Raw genomic sequence first — 24741 nt, 5'->3', positions numbered from 1 at the left:
GTGCTACCAGCTCCGTTGTACTTTGGCGATGTACTGCCAGATAGCAGCTTTATTTCTGGAGGGGATATGGCTTCTAAGAGAGGACGCAGCATTGGTGAAGAAGCTCTGGACATTCGTGATTATGCGCCGGGTGATCCGCAGAGTCGAATTCATTGGAAGAACAGTGCCCGGAGGGGAACACTGCAGACTAGGGTGCCAGAGCGGGAAAGAGGGCAGATGACCTGTGTGGTGCTAGCTAATTGCCCTAAAAGCTATGAAATCCCTCCGGGCGTCTTAACGCCACGGGGCTATAGAGGCGATACGATACCCGCATTTGAAAAAGCAGTATCGACGGCGTTGGGACTTATGCTCTCTGCCGAACGAACTGGCACTTATATTCAACTGTTTAGCGGGGGCTGGCCAGAAGGTACAGCCAGACATGAAGGCCTGGGCAAAATCCCGGGCAGAGTGCTGGATTTCCTGACGGGAATTTCTCCGGATAGCACACGTAGCTTAACGCAGTTGCTGGAGGATGCCTCCCGGAGCTGGATACCCGGAATGACTGTTTCCGTTATCACTGGTCAATTGGAGGAGGAATCCGCCAAGGTCATCGCCCGTTTTCTGGTGCAAGGTGTGAAGGTTGATCTTTACTATGTCTGGGACAGCCCGGCGCCAGGAACTGTGGATACACCAGCACAAGCTCATCTACAGCCGAGTGATACTATGTTGCAGGCTGATTCACCTCCAGTAAATGGAAGTGTAACCTCGCAAGCCTATCGGCAGTCCGTAAAAGGATCAGTTGGCGACAGCCTAAAGCGTCTTGGAGCACGTTTATATCGTCTGGATACCGCGTTGCCGGCTTCAAGGTACAAGGAGGTTGAGTTCCATGGGTTATCCGGGAAACCAACTCTACGGTAGTAGAATTCAGAGTGCTGGAGAGATGCAGAGTTCGCTTCCCATAGAGAACAGTCCTGTCGGAAAACAGGGGGAATCGCCCCTCTACTACCGCTTGCTGTTCTCTTTGCCTATCATGGGGCTGTTTATTCAATGGCTGCTGCCCTTATACCGCTCTACATCGCAAGCAGACACTGCACAACTGCTCGTAACATTGATCATATCAGCGTTAGTACTGTTGCTGTGGGGAATGTTTCAGCTTCCGGCTTGGCTTCTTCTAAGCAACCAAATCCTCATCATTACCCTGACATGGTTCTATATCTGTGCCGCTAAAGAAGGAATAGGATGGGTCAACAGTTATTTAGCAGGAATCACGAATGATGCCATTTCGCTTCTCTCGGGACAGGTTTCCCAGCTTAGTGGAGATAGCAGGCAACTGATATTAATTGTCGGCTGGGGGTTGCTGGTATGTTCAGTACAGCAGCTAGCTCTTTATCGGGGGAGTACGTTGCTATTTACGGTGTTAACAATGGTCTATTTACTTGTTCTGGATATGGGCTTTGGCCTAAATACAACGATGAATATCATAATATCGTTAGGCCTGATTGTCTGGATGCAAGCGATGAGCAGACTGCTGCATCTTAGAGAACGTACACATAGCAATAGGATACCTTATGCTCGTTGGGGAGGTCTGGCACTATCCGCTGCCGTTGCTGTGACAACTACGGCCTGGTTGGGTGAGCAACTCTATGGTTCACGACCTGTAGCCCCCATTTCACTGCAGTCGGCATTTAGCAGTCTGCAGGAATGGACTTCAGGGCATCTTCCAGAACGTGTGGAGGGACTCCAGACTGGAACGACGGGTTACAGTTCAGACGGTGGAGAGCTCGGAGTTCCGTTGTCACGCAGCACTGAACCTGTCTTTACTGCTGTGAGCAGCGTCCCCACCTATTGGCGCGGAGAAAGCATGGCTTATTATGATGGACGCCGCTGGATCAAGGCAGCAGAGGAATACATTCCGCTTAATCTATCCAGTCTCCTGATGAAGGGAACATCCGTGGAGGGTATTGAGGGAGAGCGGACGCTGGTTCAGCGGATACAATTTGTTGTTCCTTCATCCGGTGGGCTTCCTCTATTCAATGCGGGGACCATAAAGGATGTATTGGCTGTTCAACTGGCTGATGGCAGCCGCCTTGGTTATGTGCTGGCCAATAAAGGGGAAGAAAGCTTTCGCCTGCCGGATCTTACAGGCTCGGCAAGAGTGACAGAGTATACTGTGAAGGCGCTGCTGCCGGAGAGCAATCCGGCGGTTCTACGCACCCTGAACGGTTATGATCCGCAGGCCATTACAAGTGAGTATTTAGAGCTGCCCGCATCACTGCCCAGGCGGATTGCCTCTCTGGCCGAGCAGCTTACAGCTCCTGCCGAGAACCGCTATGATGCTTCAGTCGCGGTTCGGGATTATTTGCGGAGCCGGTATTCTTATACCCTGAACACTTTGATCCCACCGTCAGGAACCGATTTTGTAGATAACTTCTTATTTGATACTAGACAGGGCTACTGTGTACATTTTGCTACTGCAATGACGATACTGCTGCGCAGCGCGGGTATTCCAGCCCGTTACGTTCAGGGCTACGGGCCAGGAACACTGGAGGCGGGCTCCGAGCCGCAGCGTTATGCTGTCACCCAGGGCGATGCCCACGCCTGGGTGGAGGTTTATTTTGCTGGCGCGGGCTGGGTTCCCTTTGACCCGACGCCTGGCGCAGGCGGCGCATCTGGATTCGCGCCGCCTGCTCTCCCCGCGGCGGCTTCAGCCGCGCCGCCGAGTGCCACCCCGCCCGCTGCGCGTGCGCGGGGCGGCTTGCCCGCCCTGCCGCAGGCGGGCGGGGCCGCTACAGCGCCGCTCGCCGCGGCGCTGCTCTTGCCCGCCGCCGCCTGGCGCTGGCGGCGGAGCCTAGCCCTGCTGCTGGCGGCGCACAGCAGCAGGGCGGGCAGCCGTGAGAGGCAGCTGCGCGCGGCCTCTCTGGCTTGGCACGGGCTGGCGGCGCGCTACGGCCCGCCGCCGCCCGGGGCAACGGGCAGGGAGTACGTCGCCTCCCTGCCGATTGAAGATGCCGGACTGCACGCAGCCGTCCGGCAGTTTGTACGCCGCTATGAAGCCTTGGCGTACAGCAAGGGCAGGGTAGCTGCCGTCTCCGATCCGGCAGCCTTTATGCGGGAATGCCTGGCGATCACATTTCGTTTGAGCTGATGGATGTGATCGTAACCCCCATTTTCAAGCTCAGAATGATCTATGGAAGCGGATACTATCCTTAATCGGACCCAGCCGCCTTTTTGATCAGAGTAGAAAGATTAATATTGTTCGCAGATATCACCCAAAAAGCTTAGGCATAACGTGATCTCCTTTCCTTGACGGTGTGAATTATCCATGAGTATAATGAATCCAATAATCAAGGGAGGCACGTAATGAATAAGCCAAATGAAATAATCGTCGTTCTCGATTTTGGAGGACAATATAATCAACTTATCGCGCGCAGAATTCGGGATTTAGGGGTATACAGCGAGCTGCTGCCGTACAATACGCCAATTGACAAGATCAAAGCACTCTCGCCGAAGGGTATTATTTTCTCCGGAGGTCCTAGCAGTGTGTATGCTGAGGATGCGCCACATGTAGATCCAGCCGTTTATGATTTAGGAGTGCCAATCTTTGGCATTTGTTATGGCATGCAGCTTATGGCTCAACAGCTGGAGGGTGGCAAGGTAGAGAGTTCCTCCAAACGTGAATACGGCAAAGCCGATATCGACTTTGAACAAGGGGCTCAACTGGTTGCTGGACTAGAGAGCCGCCAGACCGTATGGATGAGCCACGGCGATCATGTCGTAGAGCTTCCGGTGGGCTTTAAGCTGGATGCTGGAACCGAAAGTGCTCCGATTGCAGCAATGAGTAATGATGAACTGAAGTTTTTCGCTGTTCAATTCCATCCAGAGGTTCAACACTCCGTACATGGTAACCAAATGATCTCTAACTTCCTGTATGAGGTTTGTAACTGTGAAGGCAAATGGACCATGGAATCTTTTATTGATGAAGCGATTAAAGATATCCAGGACAAAGTCGGGGACAAAAAAGTACTCTGCGCACTTAGCGGCGGGGTTGATTCTTCCGTAGTGGCTATGCTGATCCATCGGGCCATTGGTGCCCAATTAACATGTATGTTTATTGACCACGGTTTGCTGCGCAAGGGTGAAGCAGAGAGCGTAATGGAAACGTTCGTCGGCAAATTTGATATTGACGTAGTGAAGATTGATGCACGCGATCGCTTTATGAGTAAGCTGGCTGGAGTCGATGATCCTGAGCAGAAGCGCAAAATTATCGGTAATGAGTTCATCTACTGCTTCGATGAAGAGTCAGCCAAGCTGGGGGATTTCTCCTTCCTTGCCCAAGGTACGCTGTACACTGATATCGTAGAGAGCGGAACAGCAACGGCACAGACGATCAAATCACATCATAATGTGGGCGGTCTGCCGGAAGATATGAAGTTCAGTTTGATTGAGCCTTTGAATACGCTGTTTAAGGATGAGGTCCGCAAACTGGGTGAAGAGCTGGGAATGCCACATGCCATCGTTTGGCGTCAACCTTTCCCGGGTCCGGGACTTGCCATTCGTGTATTGGGCGAAGTTACGGAGGACAAGCTTACCATCGTGCGGGATTCAGACTATATTCTGCGTGAGGAAATCGCCAAGGCTGGACTGGATCGTGAGATCTGGCAGTACTTCACCGCATTGCCTAACATGAAAAGTGTAGGCGTTATGGGTGATGCCCGTACCTATTCCTACACCGTAGGCATTCGTGCCGTTACCTCCATCGACGGCATGACCGCTGACTGGGCGCGTATTCCGTGGGATATCCTTGAGAAAATTTCAGTGCGTATCGTTAATGAAGTAGAGAACGTCAACCGTATCGTCTATGACATTACCTCGAAACCGCCTGCAACCATTGAGTGGGAATAGCAAATTCCGAATAAACTAAGTAAGCCTGGGAATGCTGAGTGTAGAGCATTCTCAGGCTTTTTTTGAATCATTAGAATTTTATGGGTTCACACTTAATCCATCTATAACCATAAGAAGAGAGATTTCCCTCTCATTCCTGGAAAATACCGTGAACCTCGAGCTCAAATCACAGGAACACAGGAAAAATGTCCGTTTTACGAACGTTCTCAAGAACCTGACGTGTAATGTTCGCATTTACCATTGACAAGTCATGTCATGTCCACCTAAAATGATAAAGCACAACAACAACAACTATTCGTATAATTCTGGGGATTGGCCTGGAAGTCTCTACGAGGTCACCGTAATGGCCTGGCTACGATTAAGAAGAGCAAACCTATAGACTCTCGACTTTTGTCGCTGGTTTACAAGGAAGCTACTCTTTTTTTGAGCCGCTATCTACTAAGATGCCGGCTTTTTTTGTTGCTGTCAGACACCAAAACACCTTAGGGGGAGAACAATTTGAATCGCTTTTTCAAGTTGAAAGAGAATGGCACCACAGTACGTACAGAGATTATGGCCGGTTTGACCACTTTTATGGCGATGGCTTACATCTTGTCGGTTAATCCTAACACTTTGACAGCTTTTGGCCGTATTGACATGGGCTGGTATTCGGTATTTTTGGCTACAGCGCTGGCAGCAGGTATTTTCACTATTGCGATGGGCCTGTTCATAAACTTTCCGGTAGCTTTGGCGCCTGGTATGGGTCTTAACGCCTATTTTGCTTCCGTAGTTCTGTCCTCTGCAACAACAGATCATCCATTCAGTTGGCAAATGGGTCTGACAGCAGTATTCATTTCGGGATTGATCTTTATCCTGCTGACCATTACTCAAATACGGCAAATACTATTAACGGCTATTCCAGATAGCTTGAAGCATGCAATTACGGTAGGTATCGGTTTGTTTATTACGATTATCGGCTTGAAGAACAGCGGCTTGATGACGATTGGTGTCGAAGCCGGCAATGACATCGCTGCTAACAAGTTCACAGATGTACTATCCTTTGAAACAGTTATCCATATGGGTAGTCTTGATAACACAAACGTTCAACTGGGAATTATCGGCCTGTTGCTGATTTCTATCCTGATGGTGCTGCATGTACGCGGTGCAATTCTATTCGGTATTCTGGGCACTACGATAGTTGCTATCCTGATGGGCGCAGTTGATTTCAGCGCTTTATCCAGCCCGCAATCCCCTTGGGTTCCTGACTTTACGCAATTGAACTTTATGGAATTTGACTGGGACGGCATCCTGCACACAGGTATTATTTCGGCCATTGCTACCTTTACTTTTGTAGAATTGTTCGATACATTCGGCACATTGGTAGGTACGGCTGAACGTGCGGGTATTATGAAGAACCCTGAAGAAGGCAAAAAACGTGTCGGTAAAGCAATGTTCGTGGATGCAGTCGCTGTAGCAGGTGGTGCTATGCTGGGTACTTCCACAACAACAGCTTACGTAGAAAGCGCAGCTGGTGTTGCTGAAGGGGGCCGCACAGGCCTGACAGCTGTAACAACAGGGGTTTGCTTCCTGCTTGCTCTGTTCCTCGCTCCTGTAGCTGCACTTATTCCGGGTTCTGCAACTGCAGCAGCCTTGATTATTGTGGGTGTACTGATGGCTCAATCCATTCGTCAAATTGACTTTGAGGACATGGTTGTAGCTATTCCGGCCTTCCTGACCTTTGTAATCATGCCATTCACTTACAACATTGCTAATGGTATTTCCTTCGGTATCGTCACTTATGTCATTCTCGCTTGTGTTGCCAATCTTGGCGGCAAGAAGAAATACGATATCCACTGGATGATGTGGCTGCTCGCCGTCCTGATTATTCTCCGTTATGTATTTATCGGCAGTCAGGGCTAAGCCTGAGCACAATAGTAATCCACGGCTCCTTCATAACTGAAGGGGCCGTTTTCTTGTTTCTAAAGCCGTGAATTAGTCTGGGGCAACCTTTGTTCCGGCCTTTTCAATGTCTGGTATTTAGATTATATTGTTGAAGAGGTGATTAGGTTGTCCAGCAGATTAAATAGTGGGTATAACTACATTAAGCGCAATCCTTGGCCGCTGCTATTGTTTCTGCTGGGAGCTGTAATTCGAATTTTGTATTTAGGGTCTATTCCGCCAGGGTTGAATCAGGATGAAGCCTCCATAGGTTATGACGCTTACGCTATACTTCATTTCGGAATGGATCGGAATGGCATTCATCTGCCCATACATCTCATTGCTTGGGGCAGTGGGCAAAATGCGCTTTATGCCTACCTATCCATGCCTTTTATATTGCTGTTTGGTCTGACCCCAATGTCCATACGGGCAGTTAGCCTAATTATGGGCTTAGTGGGGATGGTAATATTTTATCTGATGGCTAGACAGCTGTTTGTTTCCAGAGGGGCTGGCCTTGCCACCATGTTCTTCATTGCAATTAATCCCTGGCATATTATGATGTCGAGATGGGCGCTGGAGTCGAATTTATTTCCCACTTTGATCCTGCTTGCCGTTTATTTTCTTCTAAAATCATTAGTAAACTCGAAATGGTCCTACGGTTTTAGCATGATGCTGGCTCTTTCGCTGTATGCTTATGGAACGGCCTACTTTTTTGTCCCGATATTTGCCTTAGGTACCTTAATTCTTCTATTGTATAGAAGAGCAATACATTTCCGAACTGTTCTGTGGAACATTGCACTGTTTATATTACTGGCTCTGCCTATTCTTATATTTATAATCATCAACCGTTTGAAGCTGCCGGGAGTCGAAACTCTGCTGTTTTCTATCCCTAGATTGACAATGCCGCGTATGGATCAGGTATCATCTGTTTTCAGCGGACAAATAGTACATACTGCCTCAAGTAATTTCACTGCATTTATTAAGCTTTTGCTTAGCGGGAGCGACGGATTGCCCTGGAATTCAATCTCACCCTATGGATATGCCTACCCTATCGCCTTGCCCTTTGCCCTTATCGGACTTATGGTGTTGATAAAAGCGGTGCGAAAACGTGATCAATGGGGAACGGGGCAGGCGGTCGTACTGATTTGGCTTTTGGTTGCCGTGCTAATGACCTTTATTACTGATGTAAATATCAATCGGATTAATGTTATTTTCTACCCGCTGGTCTTACTGGTTGTTGCAGGTTTTATGTGGTTAAGCCACAAATTGAAAGCTATCGGCATTCTTTCCGCAGCTGTCTTCAGCCTTTTCTTTATTTTATTTACAACCGTTTATTTCCGCGATTTCCCTCAAACCATTGGACCTGCCTTCTATGAATCAATTGGTGAGGCCATACAGTATGCTTCAGAGGAGAGTACAGGGAAGATCTACGTCACAGATGAGGTTAACATGCCTTATATTTATGTGCTTTTTTATGAGCGAGTAAATCCGCATGATTTCTTGAAGACTGTTAATTATGTTAATCCAGGAGAGGCGTTTCAGAAGGTAGCTTCTTTTGGCAGATATGTATTTGGTTATCCGAACATCGTTCCGGGAGAGTCAGCGGCTTATATTTTTGGGAATGGGGACGCTATTCCTGCCGAAAGTGAGAATTATAGGATTAAACACTTTGCCAACTATACTGTGGTAATCGCAAAGAGCGCAGCAGCCGGAGCCATCACTTCCAGCGACCCTGCAGAGCCTGAGCCAATGCTTTCTGATTTTGTGAATGGAGATTTTGAAGAAGGGAAATCAGGCTGGAGGTTTACGGAAGGGACGGGGGTTGCCACCAATAATTCCTATAAGGGCAGTTATCTGGGCTATCTTGATCTGGGGACTGGAAAAAGTATTACACAATCCTTCATCACCAAGGAATCTGGTGAATATAAGCTATCCGCGATGGCCAGCGCTGGTAATGAAGGAGGAAGGCTGGGGATACGGACGAAGGATAGTGTACTTGCGGAAGCTGAAATTACGCCCGGAGATACATACCATGCAATTACGCTTCCGGCGTTTAGATTGGAACAGAATCAACAGGCGGAGATTTATATAACCGGCGGGACGGGCTGGATTAACATTGACGAGGTGAAATTGGAACGATGATTAAAAATACACGTGCGGCCGCAATGATCGTTGTAATGCTGTTATTGTTTATACTTCCGGTGACGAGCATACATGCAGATGGAAATTTATTGTTAAACTCTGGCTTTGAGGAGGGTGATAAGGATAACCCGTCTAACTGGACCAAGGACATGTGGATATCCGGAGACAGCTCCGGTATATTGTCGGTACAATCGGAGGTAGTTCATTCCGGCAGTAAAGCAGCAGTGATCGAGAATCTTGAACCCAATCATCTGAAATGGGTGCAGAATATCAAAGTTACTCCGAATAGTTATTATAAAATATCCGGTTATACCAAGGTGGTTAGCACGGCAGGCGAGGGGTTTGGTGCTAATATATTCGTCGTCGGAGTCGGTGGGGGTTATCCCAGCACAGTGGATACGGCCGGAGATTGGCAGTATCTTGAATTCATCGGGCAGACTGGACCGGACCAGTCAGAAATATCAATTGGTGCAGCCCTTGGCGGCTATGCAAGTCTGATCCAGGGCAAAGCCTATTTCGATGATCTGTCCGTAGAACGATTGGATGCTGCCCCCAAAGGGGCGAATGTAGTTTCACTGGTTAATACTGCAGCAGCCCCGGATGCTGGTAGCAATGCAGCGGATACCCCTCATAAAGTATCGCCGGCAAAGCTGTTGCTGATTTCGGTGTTGTTCAGTATTTTTTTCGCTGTGCTGTACAATAGAGCGCTTCGCAGTGAGAAGTTTCTGGGACGGACGGAGAATATCTATACAAGATGGCTGTGTGTTGCTATTGGCCTGGCTTTTATCCTGCGGATATGGCTGGGTCTAACCGCGCAGGGTTATCAGAATGACATGAATACATTTATAGCTTGGGGGCAGCGGCTGGTTGATGTGGGACCTGGGAAGTTCTACGAAGCAGGCTATTTTGCCGATTATCCACCAGGGTATTTGTACATATTGTATCTGCTCAGCCTTGTTCGTGGTGTATTTGGCTTTGCGCATGGCACAGGTGGGGAGAACTTGCTGTTCAAGCTGCCGGCAATTCTTTCCGATCTGGTGCTGGGGTACTTGATTTATCAAGTGGGACGTAAAAAACTTGGCTCCGGTATGGCTTTTGGTTTAATGCTACTGTTTCTGTTCAATCCGGCTGTGCTTATTAATTCAGCCGCTTGGGGACAAGCAGATTCATTCTTTCTGATCTTCCTGCTGCTTAGCATTCAAGGGGCAGCGAACAAATCCTTCGTTCGCTCAGCCATCTGGTTTGCTCTGGCTACACTAATTAAACCGCAGGCGCTGATCTTTACACCCGTACTGTTGTTTGCTTTCTATCATCACCGGGCCTGGAAGCAGCTTGCCGTCGGCGCTCTTTACGGGTTGGGTATATTCAGCCTGCTGGCTGCACCCTTCTTCTGGAATAATGGAGGTCTAAGTGGACTAATTAATCTGTATAAAGGAACCTTGTCCTCTTACCCTTATTCTACAGTCAATGCATTTAACCTATATGCACTGACAGACCCCATGTGGTCAGCGCTTGATCTGACTTGGCTCGGCATTACGTACCGTGTGTGGGGTTTTATTTTTATCCTGGTGGCCGTAGCTCTAGCAGCATTCTATTCCTTCAAGAAGGATCGGCTGGAATTGTCAAAATCCTATTTTATCGGAATGGTTCTGATCGTAACAGTTTTTGTATTAGGTACTAAAATGCACGAGCGTTATATGTATCCGGTACTGATCCTCTGTTTGTTCACTTATATACAGAACCGGGATCGCAGATTTCTAACCCTGTTTCTTGGTTTCAGCTTAACGCAATATATTAATGTGGGCTTCACGCTGGCCCATCTTAACGCTGGTGACAATCCACCCTCGGATGGAATCGTTTTGGTCACAGCTATCGCTAATCTGGCCCTGTTGGTATATATGCTTTACATCGGGTACGATGTATATATCCGCAATAAGATTAAGCTTCTTCCAGTGCCTTTTACACGGGTGCAGAATTATGAAAAAGATGTAGAGGTCGTAGAGGGAATCCGGCCACTTCAGGAAAGAGGCAAGGGTGTGAAGATGAAGCTTGAGCGGAAGGACTGGATATGGATCATTGCCATAACCGCAATTTACGCGGCCCTTGCTTTATATAATTTGGGTTCTACCAAATCTCCGCAAACTCTATGGGAGCCCTCCACGAAAGGTGAGAGCTTCTACCTGGATCTGGGACAGAGCAGACAGCTGGAGCGCGTAAATGTATTTGGAGGCGTAGGCACCGGCAAGTTCAGACTGGAATTTAGTGAATCTCCGGATGCATGGAGCAGTCCCTTGGATGTGAATGAGGATGTTGGAAATGTGTTTATATGGAAGAGTCAGCCGCTGAACGTTGCAGCTAGATACGTGAAACTTACGGTGAACTCACCAGGCTTCACCTTAAATGAAATGGCTTTATACGAGCAGGGTGGAAACCGGATTCCACTCCCGATTGCCAGTGTTACACCTGATACTGATGGAGCTCCCAAAAGAGGAACATCGGCGAATTTGTTCGACGAGCAGTCATTGATACCGGAATACTCAGGTTTTATGAACGGAACCTATTTTGATGAGATCTATCATGCCCGTACAGCTTATGAATACACACACGGTATTGTTCCCTATGAGAACACTCATCCACCGCTCGGTAAGCTGCTGATAGCAGTAGGGATGGAGTTGTTTGGGGTGACTCCTTTTGGCTGGCGCATTATGGGTACACTGTTTGGGATTGCTATGCTGCCGTTGATCTATGTAATGGCCCTGCGCTTATTCAAGCAGAGTAAGTATGCTATTCTTGCAGCAGGACTGTTCGCTCTGGATTTTATGCATTTTACACAGACAAGGATTTCTACAATAGATGTCTACGGCGTATTTTTCATTATGTTGATGTTCTATTTCATGCAGCGTTATCACACATTGAATTTCTATAAGACTACATTAAGAAAAACGCTGGTTCCGCTTTTCTGGTCTGGGTTGTTCTTCGGAATCGGAGTGGCCTCGAAATGGATTGTACTATACGGCGGAGCCGGATTGGCGATCATACTGGCATTGGTCCTCTTTGAACGCTATAGAGAATACCGGGCGGCGGGGCATGTATTGGCTGAGGGCAAGCTCAAGGATCAGGAATTGATCATTGCCTGTCGCGATGCAAGAGGGAAATTCTGGAAGAACACAATCATCACACTGCTCAGTTGCCTTGTCTTCTTTGTGCTCATTCCGATAGGGATTTACAGCCTATCCTTTATTCCTGTACTAACCGCCTCACCGGAAGGTTTTACTATAAAAAGGTTAATTGATGCCCAGATCAATATGTATGACTATCACAGTCAGCTTGTAGCTACACATCCATTTGCCTCATCATGGTGGGAATGGCCGTTTATGAAAAGACCAGTCTGGTTCTTCAGCGGCGATGAAGGCTTACCGACAGGTAAGGTCAGCAGTATTGTGACCATGGGAAATCCACTTATTTGGTGGACGGGGATCTTCGCGATGCTCAGCACGCTTTGGCTTACGATAAAGCGTAAAGATAAGACCTTGTACATGATCTGGATTGCCTTTTTCTCGCAATATGTTCCTTGGATGCTGGTCCCGCGCGAGACGTTCCTTTACCATTATTTTGCTATGGTGCCGTTTATGATTCTTGGTATTGTATATATGATGAAGCTGCTTGACGATAAATACCCACGAGCCAAATACATTCGGTATGCTTATGTTGCTTTGGCAGCGCTGCTCTTTGTAGCATTTTATCCCGTGCTGTCGGGCATGGAGGTCAGCGGTAGTTATGTGACGAGTATGCTGCGTTGGTTCCCTTCTTGGGTTTTCTAAGGAGGGTTAGACTAGACGCTCATAAAAATTTAGGAGGAACAAAGGTGAAAGCCAGATACAGTGTAATTGTCCCCATGTTTAATGAGGAGGAAGTTATTAAACATACGTATGATCGTCTAAAAAAAGTAATGGATCAAAGCGACGACTCTTATGAGCTGGTCTTCGTTAATGATGGCAGCCGTGATCATACGGCTGAGATCATGCGTGAGATCAGCAGCAGGGACGAGAATGTGAAGCTAATCGACTTCTCCCGTAATTTCGGGCATCAAGTAGCGATTACAGCCGGTATGGATTACGCTGAGGGAGACGCTGTTGTTGTTATTGACGCAGATCTCCAGGACCCGCCTGAGGTGATTTTACAGATGATCGCGAAGTGGAAGGAAGGCTACGAAGTTGTTTACGGGAAACGTCTGAAGCGTCATGGAGAGACCCTTTTCAAAAAAGTCACGGCAAAGATCTTCTACCGGCTGCTCAGTAGCATGACGAGTGTGGACATTCCCACGGATACGGGGGATTTTCGACTCATCGACCGTAAAGTATGCGATGTTCTACGTGGTCTCAAAGAGAAGAATCGTTATGTTAGAGGTTTGGTGAGCTGGGTGGGCTTCCGACAGACTATGGTGGAATACGTGCGTGAGGAACGATTTGCTGGCGAAACAAAGTATCCACTCAAAAAAATGATTCGCTTCGCGCTAGACGGAATCACCTCTTTCTCGCACAAGCCGCTGAAGATTGCCTCCTATATTGGTTTTTTTCTGTCATTTTCCAGTTTCCTATATTTATTTTTTGTGTTATTTCAAAGAGTCTTCACCTCCTGGACCATTCCGGGCTGGGCCTCCATTGTAGGCGTTAATTTGCTCTTCAATGGTATCGTGCTCATGCTGCTCGGTGTCATCGGCGAGTATATCGGCCGCATTTATGATGAATCCAAGGACAGACCGTTGTATATTGTGCGGGAGACTAAAGGCTATCTTGATGTAGAGCAAGATCATAGTCACATCCGAAAGGGAAACGATTATGTCAGATAAGAAGCTTCGCGCAGGAGTGATTCAGTTCCTGAAATTCAATGCTGTTGGCTTGCTGAATACCCTTATTGATTTTGCAATCTTTACACTTCTGAACTCACTTGGGTTGGTATACACCCTGGCACAGGTTATTTCTTATAGTGCAGGCACGGCCAATAGCTTTATTTTGAATAAAAAAGTAACCTTTCGGGACAGTGATCGGGGGAAAAAGGATAGCTTCGACCGAATGCAGTTGCTGAAGTTTATCGTACTGAACCTGATTGTACTGGGAATATCCCTGCTGCTTATGCATTTGTTAACAGATAAACTTGGTATTCAAGTGTTGATCTCGAAGGTATTAGTTACATTCGTCACTGTAATCATCAATTTCTTCGGAAGCCGGAAATGGGTTTTCTAAAAGTAGGGAGGTGAATATCATGCGTAAATTTTCCTATTTAGTCATACTTGCAGGAATACTTGTCATGCTGTTCCCCAAAGCTAATGAATGGTATAACGACTGGCAGCAGCAGAAACTATTAGATGAGGCGGAACAGAGTTATAGTAACAGTGCTCCAGCAACGGTTGACCCTGATCTGAAAAGTAAATATGCTGAGGTAACCCAACTGCTCTCAGAAGAATCTGCATTGGATGAGCAGCCTCCGAGTGATGCTGCTGTAAAGGCGGAACCTGAAGTTGTGCTTGGGGGGAAAGTAATTGCATTAATCGAAATTGATAAGATCAATCTGTTGTTGCCTGTTCTTGAAGGGGCGACGAAAGCCAACATGAAGCACGCAGCTACACATATGAAGGAAACAACTTCTATCGGTCAGATTGGCAATGCCGCAATAGCAGCACATAGAGCCAGAACGACAGGCAGATTGTTTAATAGATTGAATGAGGTTGCAGTAGGAGATATTATCACCGTGAAGACAAGCAAACAAGCGTACAACTATGAAGTATACAAAATTTCTATCGTCGAACCTACGGATGTATCTGTGTTAAACGGGAACAACAAGGACAAGATTCTCACGCTGATCACGTGTGACCCACTAGTAAATCCCACACACCGTCTAATTGTACAAGCCAAACTACCCTAACACACTTAATGTCATAAAATAGAAATTTCCAAAAATTTATTATAAAATTTTGGAAATCTAGCACTATAGGTCTTGAATCTACGCGTAAATATGGTAGTATATAACTATAAAAGCTAAGCACGATAACGGCAAACCTATCGAAAGATAGGGACGCAAAGCTAAAGGGCCTTCCCGTCAGGATGGCAGCCAGCTACCGAATGAAGAGGCTTTTTTTGTTTATTTTTTGTCTAATTCTACCATTATTTCTAGTATGTTTAAGGACAGATAAAGCTTTTACGATAACGGCAAACCTATTGAAAGATAGGGACGCAAAGCTAAAGGGCCTTCCCGTCAGGATGGCAGCCAGCTACCGAAAAGGGGTTTTATCATTGAAGAAATTTTATCTTATGTTATTGGCGATATTTGTAGTGGCTACTTCTGTTCAGATAACTTCAGCTCAAGCTGCTGGCACAGAAACGGGTTGGCTCAATACATCGCAGTTAAACCAAGGCATTATTGGAGTTCAATATGATGTGCCGAAGGACAAACGGATCAAACTTATGATTACCAAAGGCAGCAGCAGCTACACTTATAATCTTTATGCTTCTGGACAAGCTGAAGAATTCCCATTGCAACAAGGTAATGGATCCTATAAAGTCTCAGTTCTTGAGAACATAACGGGTAACAAATACAAAGCTCTATATTCTGAAGTAGTGGACTTATCCTTGAATGATACAAATGCAGTATATTTAAGCTCTGTTCAGAATGTTAAATGGAGTTCTTCTGATAAAGCTATTCTTAAAGCAAAACAACTTACACAAGGCAAAACAACGGATCAAGAGAAGGTTAAAGCAATTTATAATTACATCGTTGCTAATGTGAAATACGATTATTCACTGGCTAACAATGTAACAACTGACTATATCCCTAACATTGATAATACCCTTGCCAGCAAAAAAGGCATTTGCTATGATTACTCTTCATTATTTGCAGCAATGCTACGTAGTGTAGATATACCAGCTAAATTGGTCATGGGAAACTCCACTTATGTTACTCAATACCATGCTTGGAATGAAGTCCTTCTTAATGGCAAATGGGTGACTATTGATACAACAGTAGATGCTGGATTGGTTAAGAGCAATAAAACCGTAGATCTGATTAAGAATTCTACTAAATATACGGCAGTCAAATACTACTAAGAGTAGTTGAATTACTATATGAACAAATAGACAACCAGCTTAATAATTAAGCTGGTTGTTTTTCTTTTGATTAGGGGTTGCTTTTATACTAGTAGATAGGGTATTATAAGTGAGCGCTGTTGGAAGAGCGGACAAGCGAAACACATTGAATTAACAAGAAATAAAAAAAGCTTGCTTTTCTAAACACCGTATGATATATTATAAGAGTTGCTGGTGAGACATTAAACGCCGACAACGAGAACTTGATCTTTGAAAACTGAACAACGAGTGAGTGGGATTTTACGAAAGTAAAATCCAAAAGAAGATGAGTTTCACAGCATTTATGCTGGAGTAAACTTGTCGGTTGAGAATGTAAATTCTCGTCAGAGGTTTCAAAATGAGCAATCGCTCTTTTCAATACAAATTGGAGAGTTTGATCCTGGCTCAGGACGAACGCTGGCGGCATGCCTAATACATGCAAGTCGAGCGGAGTTTTGTTGAAAGCTTGCTTTCAACAGGATTTAGCGGCGGACGGGTGAGTAACACGTAGGCAACCTGCCCCATAGTCTGGGATAACTACCGGAAACGGTAGCTAATACCGGATAATTCCTTTTCCCACCTGGGAAGAGGATGAAAGACGGAGAAATCTGTCGCTGAGGGATGGGCCTGCGGCGCATTAGCTAGTTGGTGGGGTAACGGCTCACCAAGGCGACGATGCGTAGCCGACCTGAGAGGGTGAACGGCCACACTGGGACTGAGACACGGCCCAGACTCCTACGGGAGGCAGCAGTAGGGAATCTTCCGCAATGGGCGCAAGCCTGACGGAGCAATGCCGCGTGAGTGATGAAGGTTTTCGGATCGTAAAGCTCTGTTGCCAGGGAAGAACGTCTTATAGAGTAACTGCTATAAGAGTGACGGTACCTGAGAAGAAAGCCCCGGCTAACTACGTGCCAGCAGCCGCGGTAATACGTAGGGGGCAAGCGTTGTCCGGAATTATTGGGCGTAAAGCGCGCGCAGGCGGCTATTTAAGTCTGGTGTTTAAACCTTGGGCTCAACCTGAGGTCGCACTGGAAACTGGGTGGCTTGAGTACAGAAGAGGAAAGTGGAATTCCACGTGTAGCGGTGAAATGCGTAGATATGTGGAGGAACACCAGTGGCGAAGGCGACTTTCTGGGCTGTAACTGACGCTGAGGCGCGAAAGCGTGGGGAGCAAACAGGATTAGATACCCTGGTAGTCCACGCCGTAAACGATGAGTGCTAGGTGTTAGGGGTTTCGATACCCTTGGTGCCGAAGTTAACACAGTAAGCACTCCGCCTGGGGAGTACGGTCGCAAGACTGAAACTCAAAGGAATTGACGGGGACCCGCACAAGCAGTGGAGTATGTGGTTTAATTCGAAGCAACGCGAAGAACCTTACCAGGTCTTGACATCCCTCTGAATCCGCTAGAGATAGCGGCGGCCTTCGGGACAGAGGAGACAGGTGGTGCATGGTTGTCGTCAGCTCGTGTCGTGAGATGTTGGGTTAAGTCCCGCAACGAGCGCAACCCTTATGCTTAGTTGCCAGCACATCATGGTGGGCACTCTAAGCAGACTGCCGGTGACAAACCGGAGGAAGGTGGGGATGACGTCAAATCATCATGCCCCTTATGACCTGGGCTACACACGTACTACAATGGCCGGTACAAAGGGCTGCGAAACCGCGAGGTGGAGCGAATCCCAACAAAGCCGGTCTCAGTTCGGATTGCAGGCTGCAACTCGCCTGCATGAAGTCGGAATTGCTAGTAATCGCGGATCAGCATGCCGCGGTGAATACGTTCCCGGGTCTTGTACACACCGCCCGTCACACCACGAGAGTTTACAACACCCGAAGTCGGTGGGGTAACCCGCAAGGGAGCCAGCCGCCGAAGGTGGGGTAGATAATTGGGGTGAAGTCGTAACAAGGTAGCCGTATCGGAAGGTGCGGCTGGATCACCTCCTTTCTATGGAGAATCGTTTCCTGTAACGGAAACATTCGAACAGAAGCCGCAAGGCTTCTAGTGAGCCCTTAGGGTTTGCACACACTCACTCGTTGCTCAGTTTTGAGAGTTGAAGCTCTCAATTTTGTTTTGTCTGTAAGGACGAACAAAAACTTGATCCTTGAAAACTGGATACCGAAACGAATTTGCGTTTTAGAACATTTTATCTGTCGCTTGTGTAAACGAGCGAAAGTGTATTATGGCTTAGCGAAGGTTTTTGATTGTGAAGCGACTTTTGGCTTTGAATGATCTGCGAACGGAGTCATCCGGTAGCAACATTCAAAACAAGATGAGCAAACAAGCGAAACACCGGAGCATTGGTTAAGCTAATAAGAGCACACGGAGGATGCCTAGGCGCCAGGAGCCGACGAAGGACGTGGCGAACAACGAAACTGCCTCGGGGAGCTGTAAGCAAGCTTTGATCCGGGGGTGTCCGAATGGGGAAACCCAGCTGTGGTAATGCACAGTTACTCATACCTGAATACATAGGGTATGTAGAGGCAGACCAGGGGAACTGAAACATCTAAGTACCCTGAGGAAGAGAAAACAATAGTGATTCCGTCAGTAGCGGCGAGCGAACGCGGAACAGCCTAAACCTAAGAGCTTGCTCTTAGGGGTTGTGGGACGTCTCACATGGAGTTACAAAGGAATATGGTAGGCGAAGAGGTCTGGAAAGGCCCGCGATAGAGGTAAAAGCCCTGTAGCCTAAACTGTGTTCTCTCCGAGACGGATCCCGAGTAGTGCGGGGCACGTGAAACCCCGTATGAATCCAGCAGGACCATCTGCTAAGGCTAAATACTACCTGGCGACCGATAGTGAAACAGTACCGTGAGGGAAAGGTGAAAAGCACCCCGGAAGGGGAGTGAAATAGAACCTGAAACCGTGTGCTTACAAAAAGTCAGAGCCCGATCTATGGGTGATGGCGTGCCTTTTGTAGAATGAACCGGCGAGTTACGTTTACCATGCAAGGTTAAGGTGAGAAGCCGGAGCCGCAGCGAAAGCGAGTCTGAATAGGGCGACATAGTATGGGGGCGTAGACCCGAAACCGTGTGATCTACCCCTGTCCAGGGTGAAGGTGCGGTAACACGCACTGGAGGCCCGAACCCACGCATGTTGAAAAATGCGGGGATGAGGTGGGGGTAGCGGAGAAATTCCAATCGAACTCGGAGATAGCTGGTTCTCCCCGAAATAGCTTTAGGGCTAGCCTCGGTATGAGAGTAGTGGAGGTAGAGCACTGATTGGGTGCGGGGCCCGCAAGGGTTACCAAGCTCAGTCAAACTCCGAATGCCATATACTTATTACCGGGAGTCAGACAGTGAGTGCTAAGATCCATTGTCGAAAGGGAAACAGCCCAGACCATCAGCTAAGGTCCCCAAGTGTGTGTTAAGTGGGAAAGGATGTGGAGTTGCACAGACAACCAGGATGTTGGCTTAGAAGCAGCCACCATTGAAAGAGTGCGTAATAGCTCACTGGTCGAGTGACTCTGCGCCGAAAATGTAACGGGGCTAAACACACCACCGAAGCTATGGCTAGATACATTGTATCTGGGGTAGGGGAGCGTTGTATATACGTTGAAGGTATACCGTGAGGAGTGCTGGAGCGTATACAAGTGAGAATGCCGGTATGAGTAACGAAAAGATCAGTGAGAATCTGATCCGCCGAAAGCCCAAGGTTTCCTGAGGAAGGCTCGTCCGCTCAGGGTAAGTCGGGACCTAAGGCGAGGCCGAAAGGCGTAGTCGAAGGACAACAGTTTGAAATTACTGTACCACCGTAATCCGCTATGAGCGATGGGGTGACGCAGGAGGGTAGTGACGCGGACTGATGGAAGTGTCCGTCTAAGCAGTGAGGCTGATGTGTAGGCAAATCCGCACATCGTTAAGGCTGGGCTGTGATGGGGAGCGAAAATTGTAGTAGCGAAGGTCATGATCTCACACTGCCAAGAAAAGCCTCTAGCCAGGAGAAGGTGCCCGTACCGCAAACCGACACAGGTAGGCGAGAAGAGAATTCTAAGGCGCGCGGAAGAACTCTCGTTAAGGAACTCGGCAAAATGACCTCGTAACTTCGGGAGAAGAGGTGCCTCGGTAGGGTGAATAGCCCGAGGGGGCCGCAGTGAAAAGGCCCAAGCGACTGTTTAGCAAAAACACAGGTCTGTGCGAAGCCGTAAGGCGAAGTATACGGGCTGACGCCTGCCCGGTGCTGGAAGGTTAAGGGGAGCGGTTAGGGGTTAAACCCGAAGCTGTGAACCGAAGCCCCAGTAAACGGCGGCCGTAACTATAACGGTCCTAAGGTAGCGAAATTCCTTGTCAGGTAAATTCTGACCCGCACGAATGGCGTAACGACTTGGGCGCTGTCTCAACGAGAGATCCGGTGAAATTTTAATACCTGTGAAGATGCAGGTTACCCGCGACAAGACGGAAAGACCCCATGGAGCTTTACTGCAGCTTGATATTGAATTTGGGTACGATCTGTACAGGATAGGTGGGAGCCTAAGAAGCAGGAGCGCAAGCTTCTGCAGAGGCGACGTTGGGATACCACCCTGATCGTATCTAGGTTCTAACCTAGTACCCTCATCGGGTACGGGGACCGTGTCAGGCGGGCAGTTTGACTGGGGCGGTCGCCTCCTAAAGAGTAACGGAGGCGTTCCAAGGTTCCCTCAGAATGGTTGGAAATCATTCGCAGAGTGCAAAGGCATAAGGGAGCTTGACTGCGAGACCTACAAGTCGAGCAGGGACGAAAGTCGGACTTAGTGATCCGGTGGTACCGCATGGAAGGGCCATCGCTCAACGGATAAAAGCTACCCTGGGGATAACAGGCTTATCTCCCCCAAGAGTCCACATCGACGGGGAGGTTTGGCACCTCGATGTCGGCTCATCGCATCCTGGGGCTGAAGTAGGTCCCAAGGGTTGGGCTGTTCGCCCATTAAAGCGGTACGCGAGCTGGGTTCAGAACGTCGTGAGACAGTTCGGTCCCTATCTGTCGTGGGCGCAGGAAATTTGAGAGGAGCTGTCCTTAGTACGAGAGGACCGGGATGGACGTACCGCTGGTGCATCAGTTGTTCCGCCAGGAGCATGGCTGAGTAGCTACGTACGGACGGGATAAGCGCTGAAAGCATCTAAGCGTGAAGCCCCCCTCGAGATGAGATTTCCCAATTAGTAAGACCCCTTGAAGACGACGAGGTAGATAGGTTGGAGGTGGAAGTGCAGCAATGCATGGAGCTGACCAATACTAATCGGTCGAGGGCTTATCCACAAACAAGCAAGAAACGCAAATTCGATTCGGATTCAGTTTTCAGGCGATTCAAGCCTGTGCATTTAGCTATAAATGCCCGTTTGGTGGCGATAGCGGAGGGGTTCCACGCGTACCCATCCCGAACACGACCGTTAAGCCCTCCAGCGCCGATGGTACTTGGACCGAAGGGTCCTGGGAGAGTAGGACGTTGCCAAGCAAATAAAGCCACTGTTGATTCATTCAACAGTGGCTTTTTTCTGTCTAAATAGAGCTTATATGAATTTTGTGGATAAGTTTCGAGAAAACACTTAATTTAGAATACTTATCCACATGTTAATAAATTTATATTTTCTGGAGTTCTCCCCAAATTAATGTGGATAGTGTAAGCATATTGTGGATACTTCAAGTAAGCCGTGTGAGTTTAAACTGTTAAGGGGGATAAATAATGGATAACAACACTAAACTTGTGTGGACGGAACAACATATGGTTCATGCGAGTGACACAGATTATCTGTCTAATGGGAAATTATCTTTCATTTTGGATATGATGCAACGTGTGGCAGATTCAGCGGTAAGTGGATTGGGCTTAAGCCTAGAGAAGATGCTGGCGGCAAGAATGGGCTGGATGATGATCACTCTTGATCTTGAATTCCAAAGAACTCCTCGACAAAATGATCTCCTTTCCATCCGCACATGGAGTAAAGGTACACAAGGTGCTTTGTGGCAGCGAGATTACAGAATATTCGACAGCAGTAGTATAGAGGTTGCAAGCGCACGCTCGATCTGGGCTCTGGTAGATATCGATAAGCGGAAAATACTCCGACCCACTGCCTTACCCATAAAAGTGGAGCACTATCATGGTGATTCAGTAGGTTCAATGCCAAATAAAGTTGTGATACCCTCTGGGCTTTATATGGAAGAGGTATACAAATATCAAGTAAGATACAGTGGACTCGACAATAACAATCATTTGAATAATGCAAGATTTGGAGATTTATGTTGTGACGTGCTATCACTAAATGAATGGGAAGTGTCTGACCTTCAGCGCTTTAGAATAACTTACATACAAGAGGCTATGTTTGGAGATGAAATCAGTATTTGTAGATCTCCTGTCACGAGTGAAGGTGTATTTGTACGCGGGCAGGGTGGCGGGACTGTCTTTTTTGAAGCTTGTTTGTTGTTTAAAACGAGTGCATACGTTGATGTGAAAAGAACTCAATAGAGTAATTATCCTTATATTTCTCAAAGAAACGGGTGCCGTCCATACAAAGGACGGCGAAGCCGTTTCTTCTTGATGCTATAATGAATTCGAAATGGAAAGGGGAGCGTTATGAAGATATTAGTATTGGCAGAGAAGCCATCAGTGGCGCGAGAGATTGCGCGAGTAATGGGATGCCAGGATAAACAGAAGAGCTATATAGAAGGTCCTAAATATGTGGTAACCTGGGCGTTAGGTCATTTGGTCGGCTTGGCGGAGCCTGAGGAATACAATAGTAAATTTGCGACTTGGGCATTGGAGGATCTGCCAATTCTACCGGAGCGAATGAACTTGAAGGTGCTTCGGGAAACAAGTCAACAGTATAAGGCAATACAACAGCTAATGAAACGGCAGGATATTGAGGAACTCATTGTTGCCACGGATGCTGCGCGTGAGGGAGAACTATTGGCGCGCTGGATATTAAATATGGCGGGCTGGAAAAAGCCGTTCCGGCGGCTGTGGATTTCCTCACAGACGGATAAGGCGATTAAGGAAGGATTCGCAGCACTAAAGCCTGGGCAGGAGTTCGACCGTCTATATGAATCGGCTCGCTGCCGTGCAGAAGCGGATTGGATGATCGGACTTAATGTTACCCGGGCTTTAACTTGCAAGTATGGCGCACCCCTCTCAGCGGGAAGAGTGCAGACACCTACTCTAGGAATGATTATGGATCGCGAGAGCGAGATTGTTGGTTTCCATTCACAGGATTTCGATACGATAACTGCTGATTTTGAACAATTTCAAGCGGGTTGGCGGGGAACTAATGGGGATGGACGTATTTTTGATAAAGAAAAGACAGCAAGTATGAGTAATAAGCTCAGCGGGCAAAGTGGGCGTATTATCAAGGTGCAAAAAAGTGAGAAGATTGAGCCTCATCCGCTCGCTTATGATCTGACTGAGCTGCAGCGGGATGCCAACCGTAAGCACGGTTTTTCGGCAAAACAGACCTCCAGTCTGCTCCAGCGTTTGTATGAGCAGCATAAGCTGGTTACGTATCCACGTACCGATAGCCGCTATCTTACTTCTGATATGACAGAAACGTTCAAGGAAAGGCTGGATAGTGTGGGAGTTGGTCCTTATGCCTCTCTAGCGCGGCCTCTTCTTCGTAAACAGTTGCCCATCACCAAACGGATCGTGGATGACAGCAAGGTAAGTGACCATCATGCGATTATTCCTACGGAGCAGACGGTGTTATTAAACGGGTTAAGCTCGGAGGAACGAAAGGTGTATGATCTGATTGTTCGGCGTTTTATCAGTCTGTTTTATCCGCCAGCTTGTTATGATACTGTAGCTGTAACTGTAAGCGTAGAGGGCGAAAGCTTTTATGTGAAGGGGACTACAGTAAGAGAGGCAGGTTGGCGCGAGGTATATGGTGGAGATATGAGCAGTGATAACGAAGATGGCAGTTCGACAGACGAGCCAGCAGCCAGCTCTATTAAGCTACCGGAGCTTGTTGAAGGGGAAATCGTGAAAATTCGCCGCTGTATAGTTAAAGCAGGAAGGACTCAACCACCGAAACGCCACAATGAAGCGTCGTTGCTAACGCAGATGGAGAAGTACGGGCTAGGAACACCGGCAACACGGGCTGACCTTATTGAGAAGCTGGTAAGCTCCGACACGATTGAACGTCAAGGAAATCTACTCCATCCTACAAACAAAGGCAAGCAACTGATTGAGCTGGTATCCCCACAGCTGCGTACACCGGATCTGACGGCACGTTGGGAAGCAGATCTGGAAAAGATCGCCCGTGGTCAAGGTCAGCCGGGGCCTTTTCTGCAAGGCATTCGCAGTATGGCACAGGAGCTGGTGTCAGGTGTTAAGGTTAGTATAGCGGAATATAAGCCGCATAATGTCTCCAGCAGCCATTGTCCGGAATGTGGAACGAGAATGCTGGAAAAAAAGAGCAAGCGCGGCACGCTGTTGATGTGTCCTGCTGATAACTGCGGATATACCCGTGCCGGAGAGAAGAGATTGTCGAACCGTCGCTGCCCGCAGTGTCATAAAAAAATGGAGTTAAAAGAAGGCAAAGCGGGTCTATTCGTCCAGTGTCTAGGTTGTGGTATTACAGAAACTATGGATAAAGATCACAAGCATATCAATAAGCGGGAACAACAGAAGCTGGTACAGCAATACAGCAAGCCTGAAAGTGTTGGGTCCAATCTGGGTGAACTGCTGAAGGCGGCTATGGAAGGACAGCAAAAGGGGAAATAGGGATAGTATT

The 24741-nt window shown here is 47.7% G+C and carries 12 protein-coding genes, 3 rRNA genes and 3 riboswitches; all 15 genes read left to right on the top strand.

Annotated elements, in window-relative coordinates; translation table 11 throughout:
- The 15 genes from H1230_RS29155 (at position 1) to H1230_RS29085 (ending at position 24731) form a co-directional block, all read left to right on the top strand.
- Positions 1-897, top strand: a complete 897-nt coding sequence (locus tag H1230_RS29155; RefSeq protein ID WP_239713257.1) for a DUF58 domain-containing protein — start codon at positions 1-3, stop codon at positions 895-897.
- The gene (locus H1230_RS29150) at positions 866-3124 is read left to right on the top strand and encodes a transglutaminase TgpA family protein (RefSeq protein WP_239713256.1); all 2259 of its coding nucleotides are present in this window, start codon (positions 866-868) and stop codon (positions 3122-3124) included. Before H1230_RS29155 ends, H1230_RS29150 begins: the two co-directional genes overlap by 32 nt.
- 215 nt (positions 3125-3339) lie before the next feature.
- Complete coding sequence (guaA, locus tag H1230_RS29145; protein WP_239713255.1) at positions 3340-4881, top strand: glutamine-hydrolyzing GMP synthase; 1542 nt, start codon at positions 3340-3342, stop codon at positions 4879-4881.
- 275 nt (positions 4882-5156) lie between these two features.
- A riboswitch (purine riboswitch) is annotated at positions 5157-5256 on the top strand.
- A gap of 123 nt (positions 5257-5379) precedes the next feature.
- Positions 5380-6780, top strand: coding sequence for an NCS2 family permease (locus H1230_RS29140; protein ID WP_239713254.1), 1401 nt, complete (start codon positions 5380-5382; stop codon positions 6778-6780).
- A 147-nt stretch (positions 6781-6927) separates the two neighbouring features.
- Positions 6928-8940, top strand: a complete 2013-nt coding sequence (locus tag H1230_RS29135; RefSeq protein ID WP_239713253.1) for a glycosyltransferase family 39 protein — start codon at positions 6928-6930, stop codon at positions 8938-8940.
- Positions 8937-12761, top strand: a complete 3825-nt coding sequence (locus H1230_RS29130) for a glycosyltransferase family 39 protein (RefSeq protein WP_239713252.1) — start codon at positions 8937-8939, stop codon at positions 12759-12761. The genes H1230_RS29135 and H1230_RS29130 overlap by 4 nt, the downstream gene beginning before the upstream one ends.
- A gap of 44 nt (positions 12762-12805) precedes the next feature.
- Complete coding sequence (locus H1230_RS29125) at positions 12806-13789, top strand: glycosyltransferase family 2 protein (protein WP_239713251.1); 984 nt, start codon at positions 12806-12808, stop codon at positions 13787-13789.
- Positions 13779-14183 (top strand): GtrA family protein, encoded by a 405-nt coding sequence (locus tag H1230_RS29120; RefSeq protein WP_239713250.1) that lies wholly within the window; start codon positions 13779-13781, stop codon positions 14181-14183. The genes H1230_RS29125 and H1230_RS29120 overlap by 11 nt, the downstream gene beginning before the upstream one ends.
- Positions 14184-14202: 19 nt before the next feature.
- Positions 14203-14862 (top strand): class D sortase, encoded by a 660-nt coding sequence (locus H1230_RS29115; protein WP_239713249.1) that lies wholly within the window; start codon positions 14203-14205, stop codon positions 14860-14862.
- A 117-nt stretch (positions 14863-14979) separates the two neighbouring features.
- Positions 14980-15060: riboswitch (cyclic di-GMP riboswitch) on the top strand.
- A 75-nt stretch (positions 15061-15135) separates the two neighbouring features.
- Positions 15136-15216, top strand: a riboswitch (cyclic di-GMP riboswitch).
- A gap of 14 nt (positions 15217-15230) precedes the next feature.
- Positions 15231-16040, top strand: a complete 810-nt coding sequence (locus H1230_RS29110) for a transglutaminase-like domain-containing protein (RefSeq protein WP_239713248.1) — start codon at positions 15231-15233, stop codon at positions 16038-16040.
- Between the two features lie 400 nt (positions 16041-16440).
- Positions 16441-17998 (top strand): 16S ribosomal RNA (locus H1230_RS29105).
- A 355-nt stretch (positions 17999-18353) separates the two neighbouring features.
- Positions 18354-21283 (top strand): 23S ribosomal RNA (locus H1230_RS29100).
- A 79-nt stretch (positions 21284-21362) separates the two neighbouring features.
- Positions 21363-21479 (top strand): 5S ribosomal RNA (gene rrf, locus H1230_RS29095).
- The 16S, 23S and 5S rRNA genes sit together here, the layout of an rRNA operon.
- A 228-nt stretch (positions 21480-21707) precedes the next feature.
- Positions 21708-22484, top strand: a complete 777-nt coding sequence (locus H1230_RS29090; protein WP_239713247.1) for an acyl-[acyl-carrier-protein] thioesterase — start codon at positions 21708-21710, stop codon at positions 22482-22484.
- Between the two features lie 108 nt (positions 22485-22592).
- Complete coding sequence (locus H1230_RS29085; protein ID WP_239713246.1) at positions 22593-24731, top strand: DNA topoisomerase III; 2139 nt, start codon at positions 22593-22595, stop codon at positions 24729-24731.
- Positions 24732-24741: the final 10 nt, after the last annotated feature.

Source organism: Paenibacillus sp. 19GGS1-52, from assembly GCF_022369515.1.
GTDB lineage: Bacteria > Bacillota > Bacilli > Paenibacillales > Paenibacillaceae > Paenibacillus_AQ.
This window is presented reverse-complemented; position numbering and strand designations above follow the sequence as displayed.

What these genes read in the sequence shown, in the direction of transcription:
- H1230_RS29120 (WP_239713250.1), top strand. Translation starts at nt 13,779, where the DNA reads ATGTCAGATAAGAAGCTTCGCGCAGGAGTGATTCAGTTCCTGAAATTC.
- H1230_RS29090 (WP_239713247.1), top strand. Translation starts at nt 21,708, where the DNA reads ATGGATAACAACACTAAACTTGTGTGGACGGAACAACATATGGTTCAT.
- H1230_RS29085 (WP_239713246.1), top strand. Translation starts at nt 22,593, where the DNA reads ATGAAGATATTAGTATTGGCAGAGAAGCCATCAGTGGCGCGAGAGATT.
- guaA (WP_239713255.1), top strand. Translation starts at nt 3,340, where the DNA reads ATGAATAAGCCAAATGAAATAATCGTCGTTCTCGATTTTGGAGGACAA.
- H1230_RS29150 (WP_239713256.1), top strand. Translation starts at nt 866, where the DNA reads ATGGGTTATCCGGGAAACCAACTCTACGGTAGTAGAATTCAGAGTGCT.
- H1230_RS29130 (WP_239713252.1), top strand. Translation starts at nt 8,937, where the DNA reads ATGATTAAAAATACACGTGCGGCCGCAATGATCGTTGTAATGCTGTTA.
- H1230_RS29115 (WP_239713249.1), top strand. Translation starts at nt 14,203, where the DNA reads ATGCGTAAATTTTCCTATTTAGTCATACTTGCAGGAATACTTGTCATG.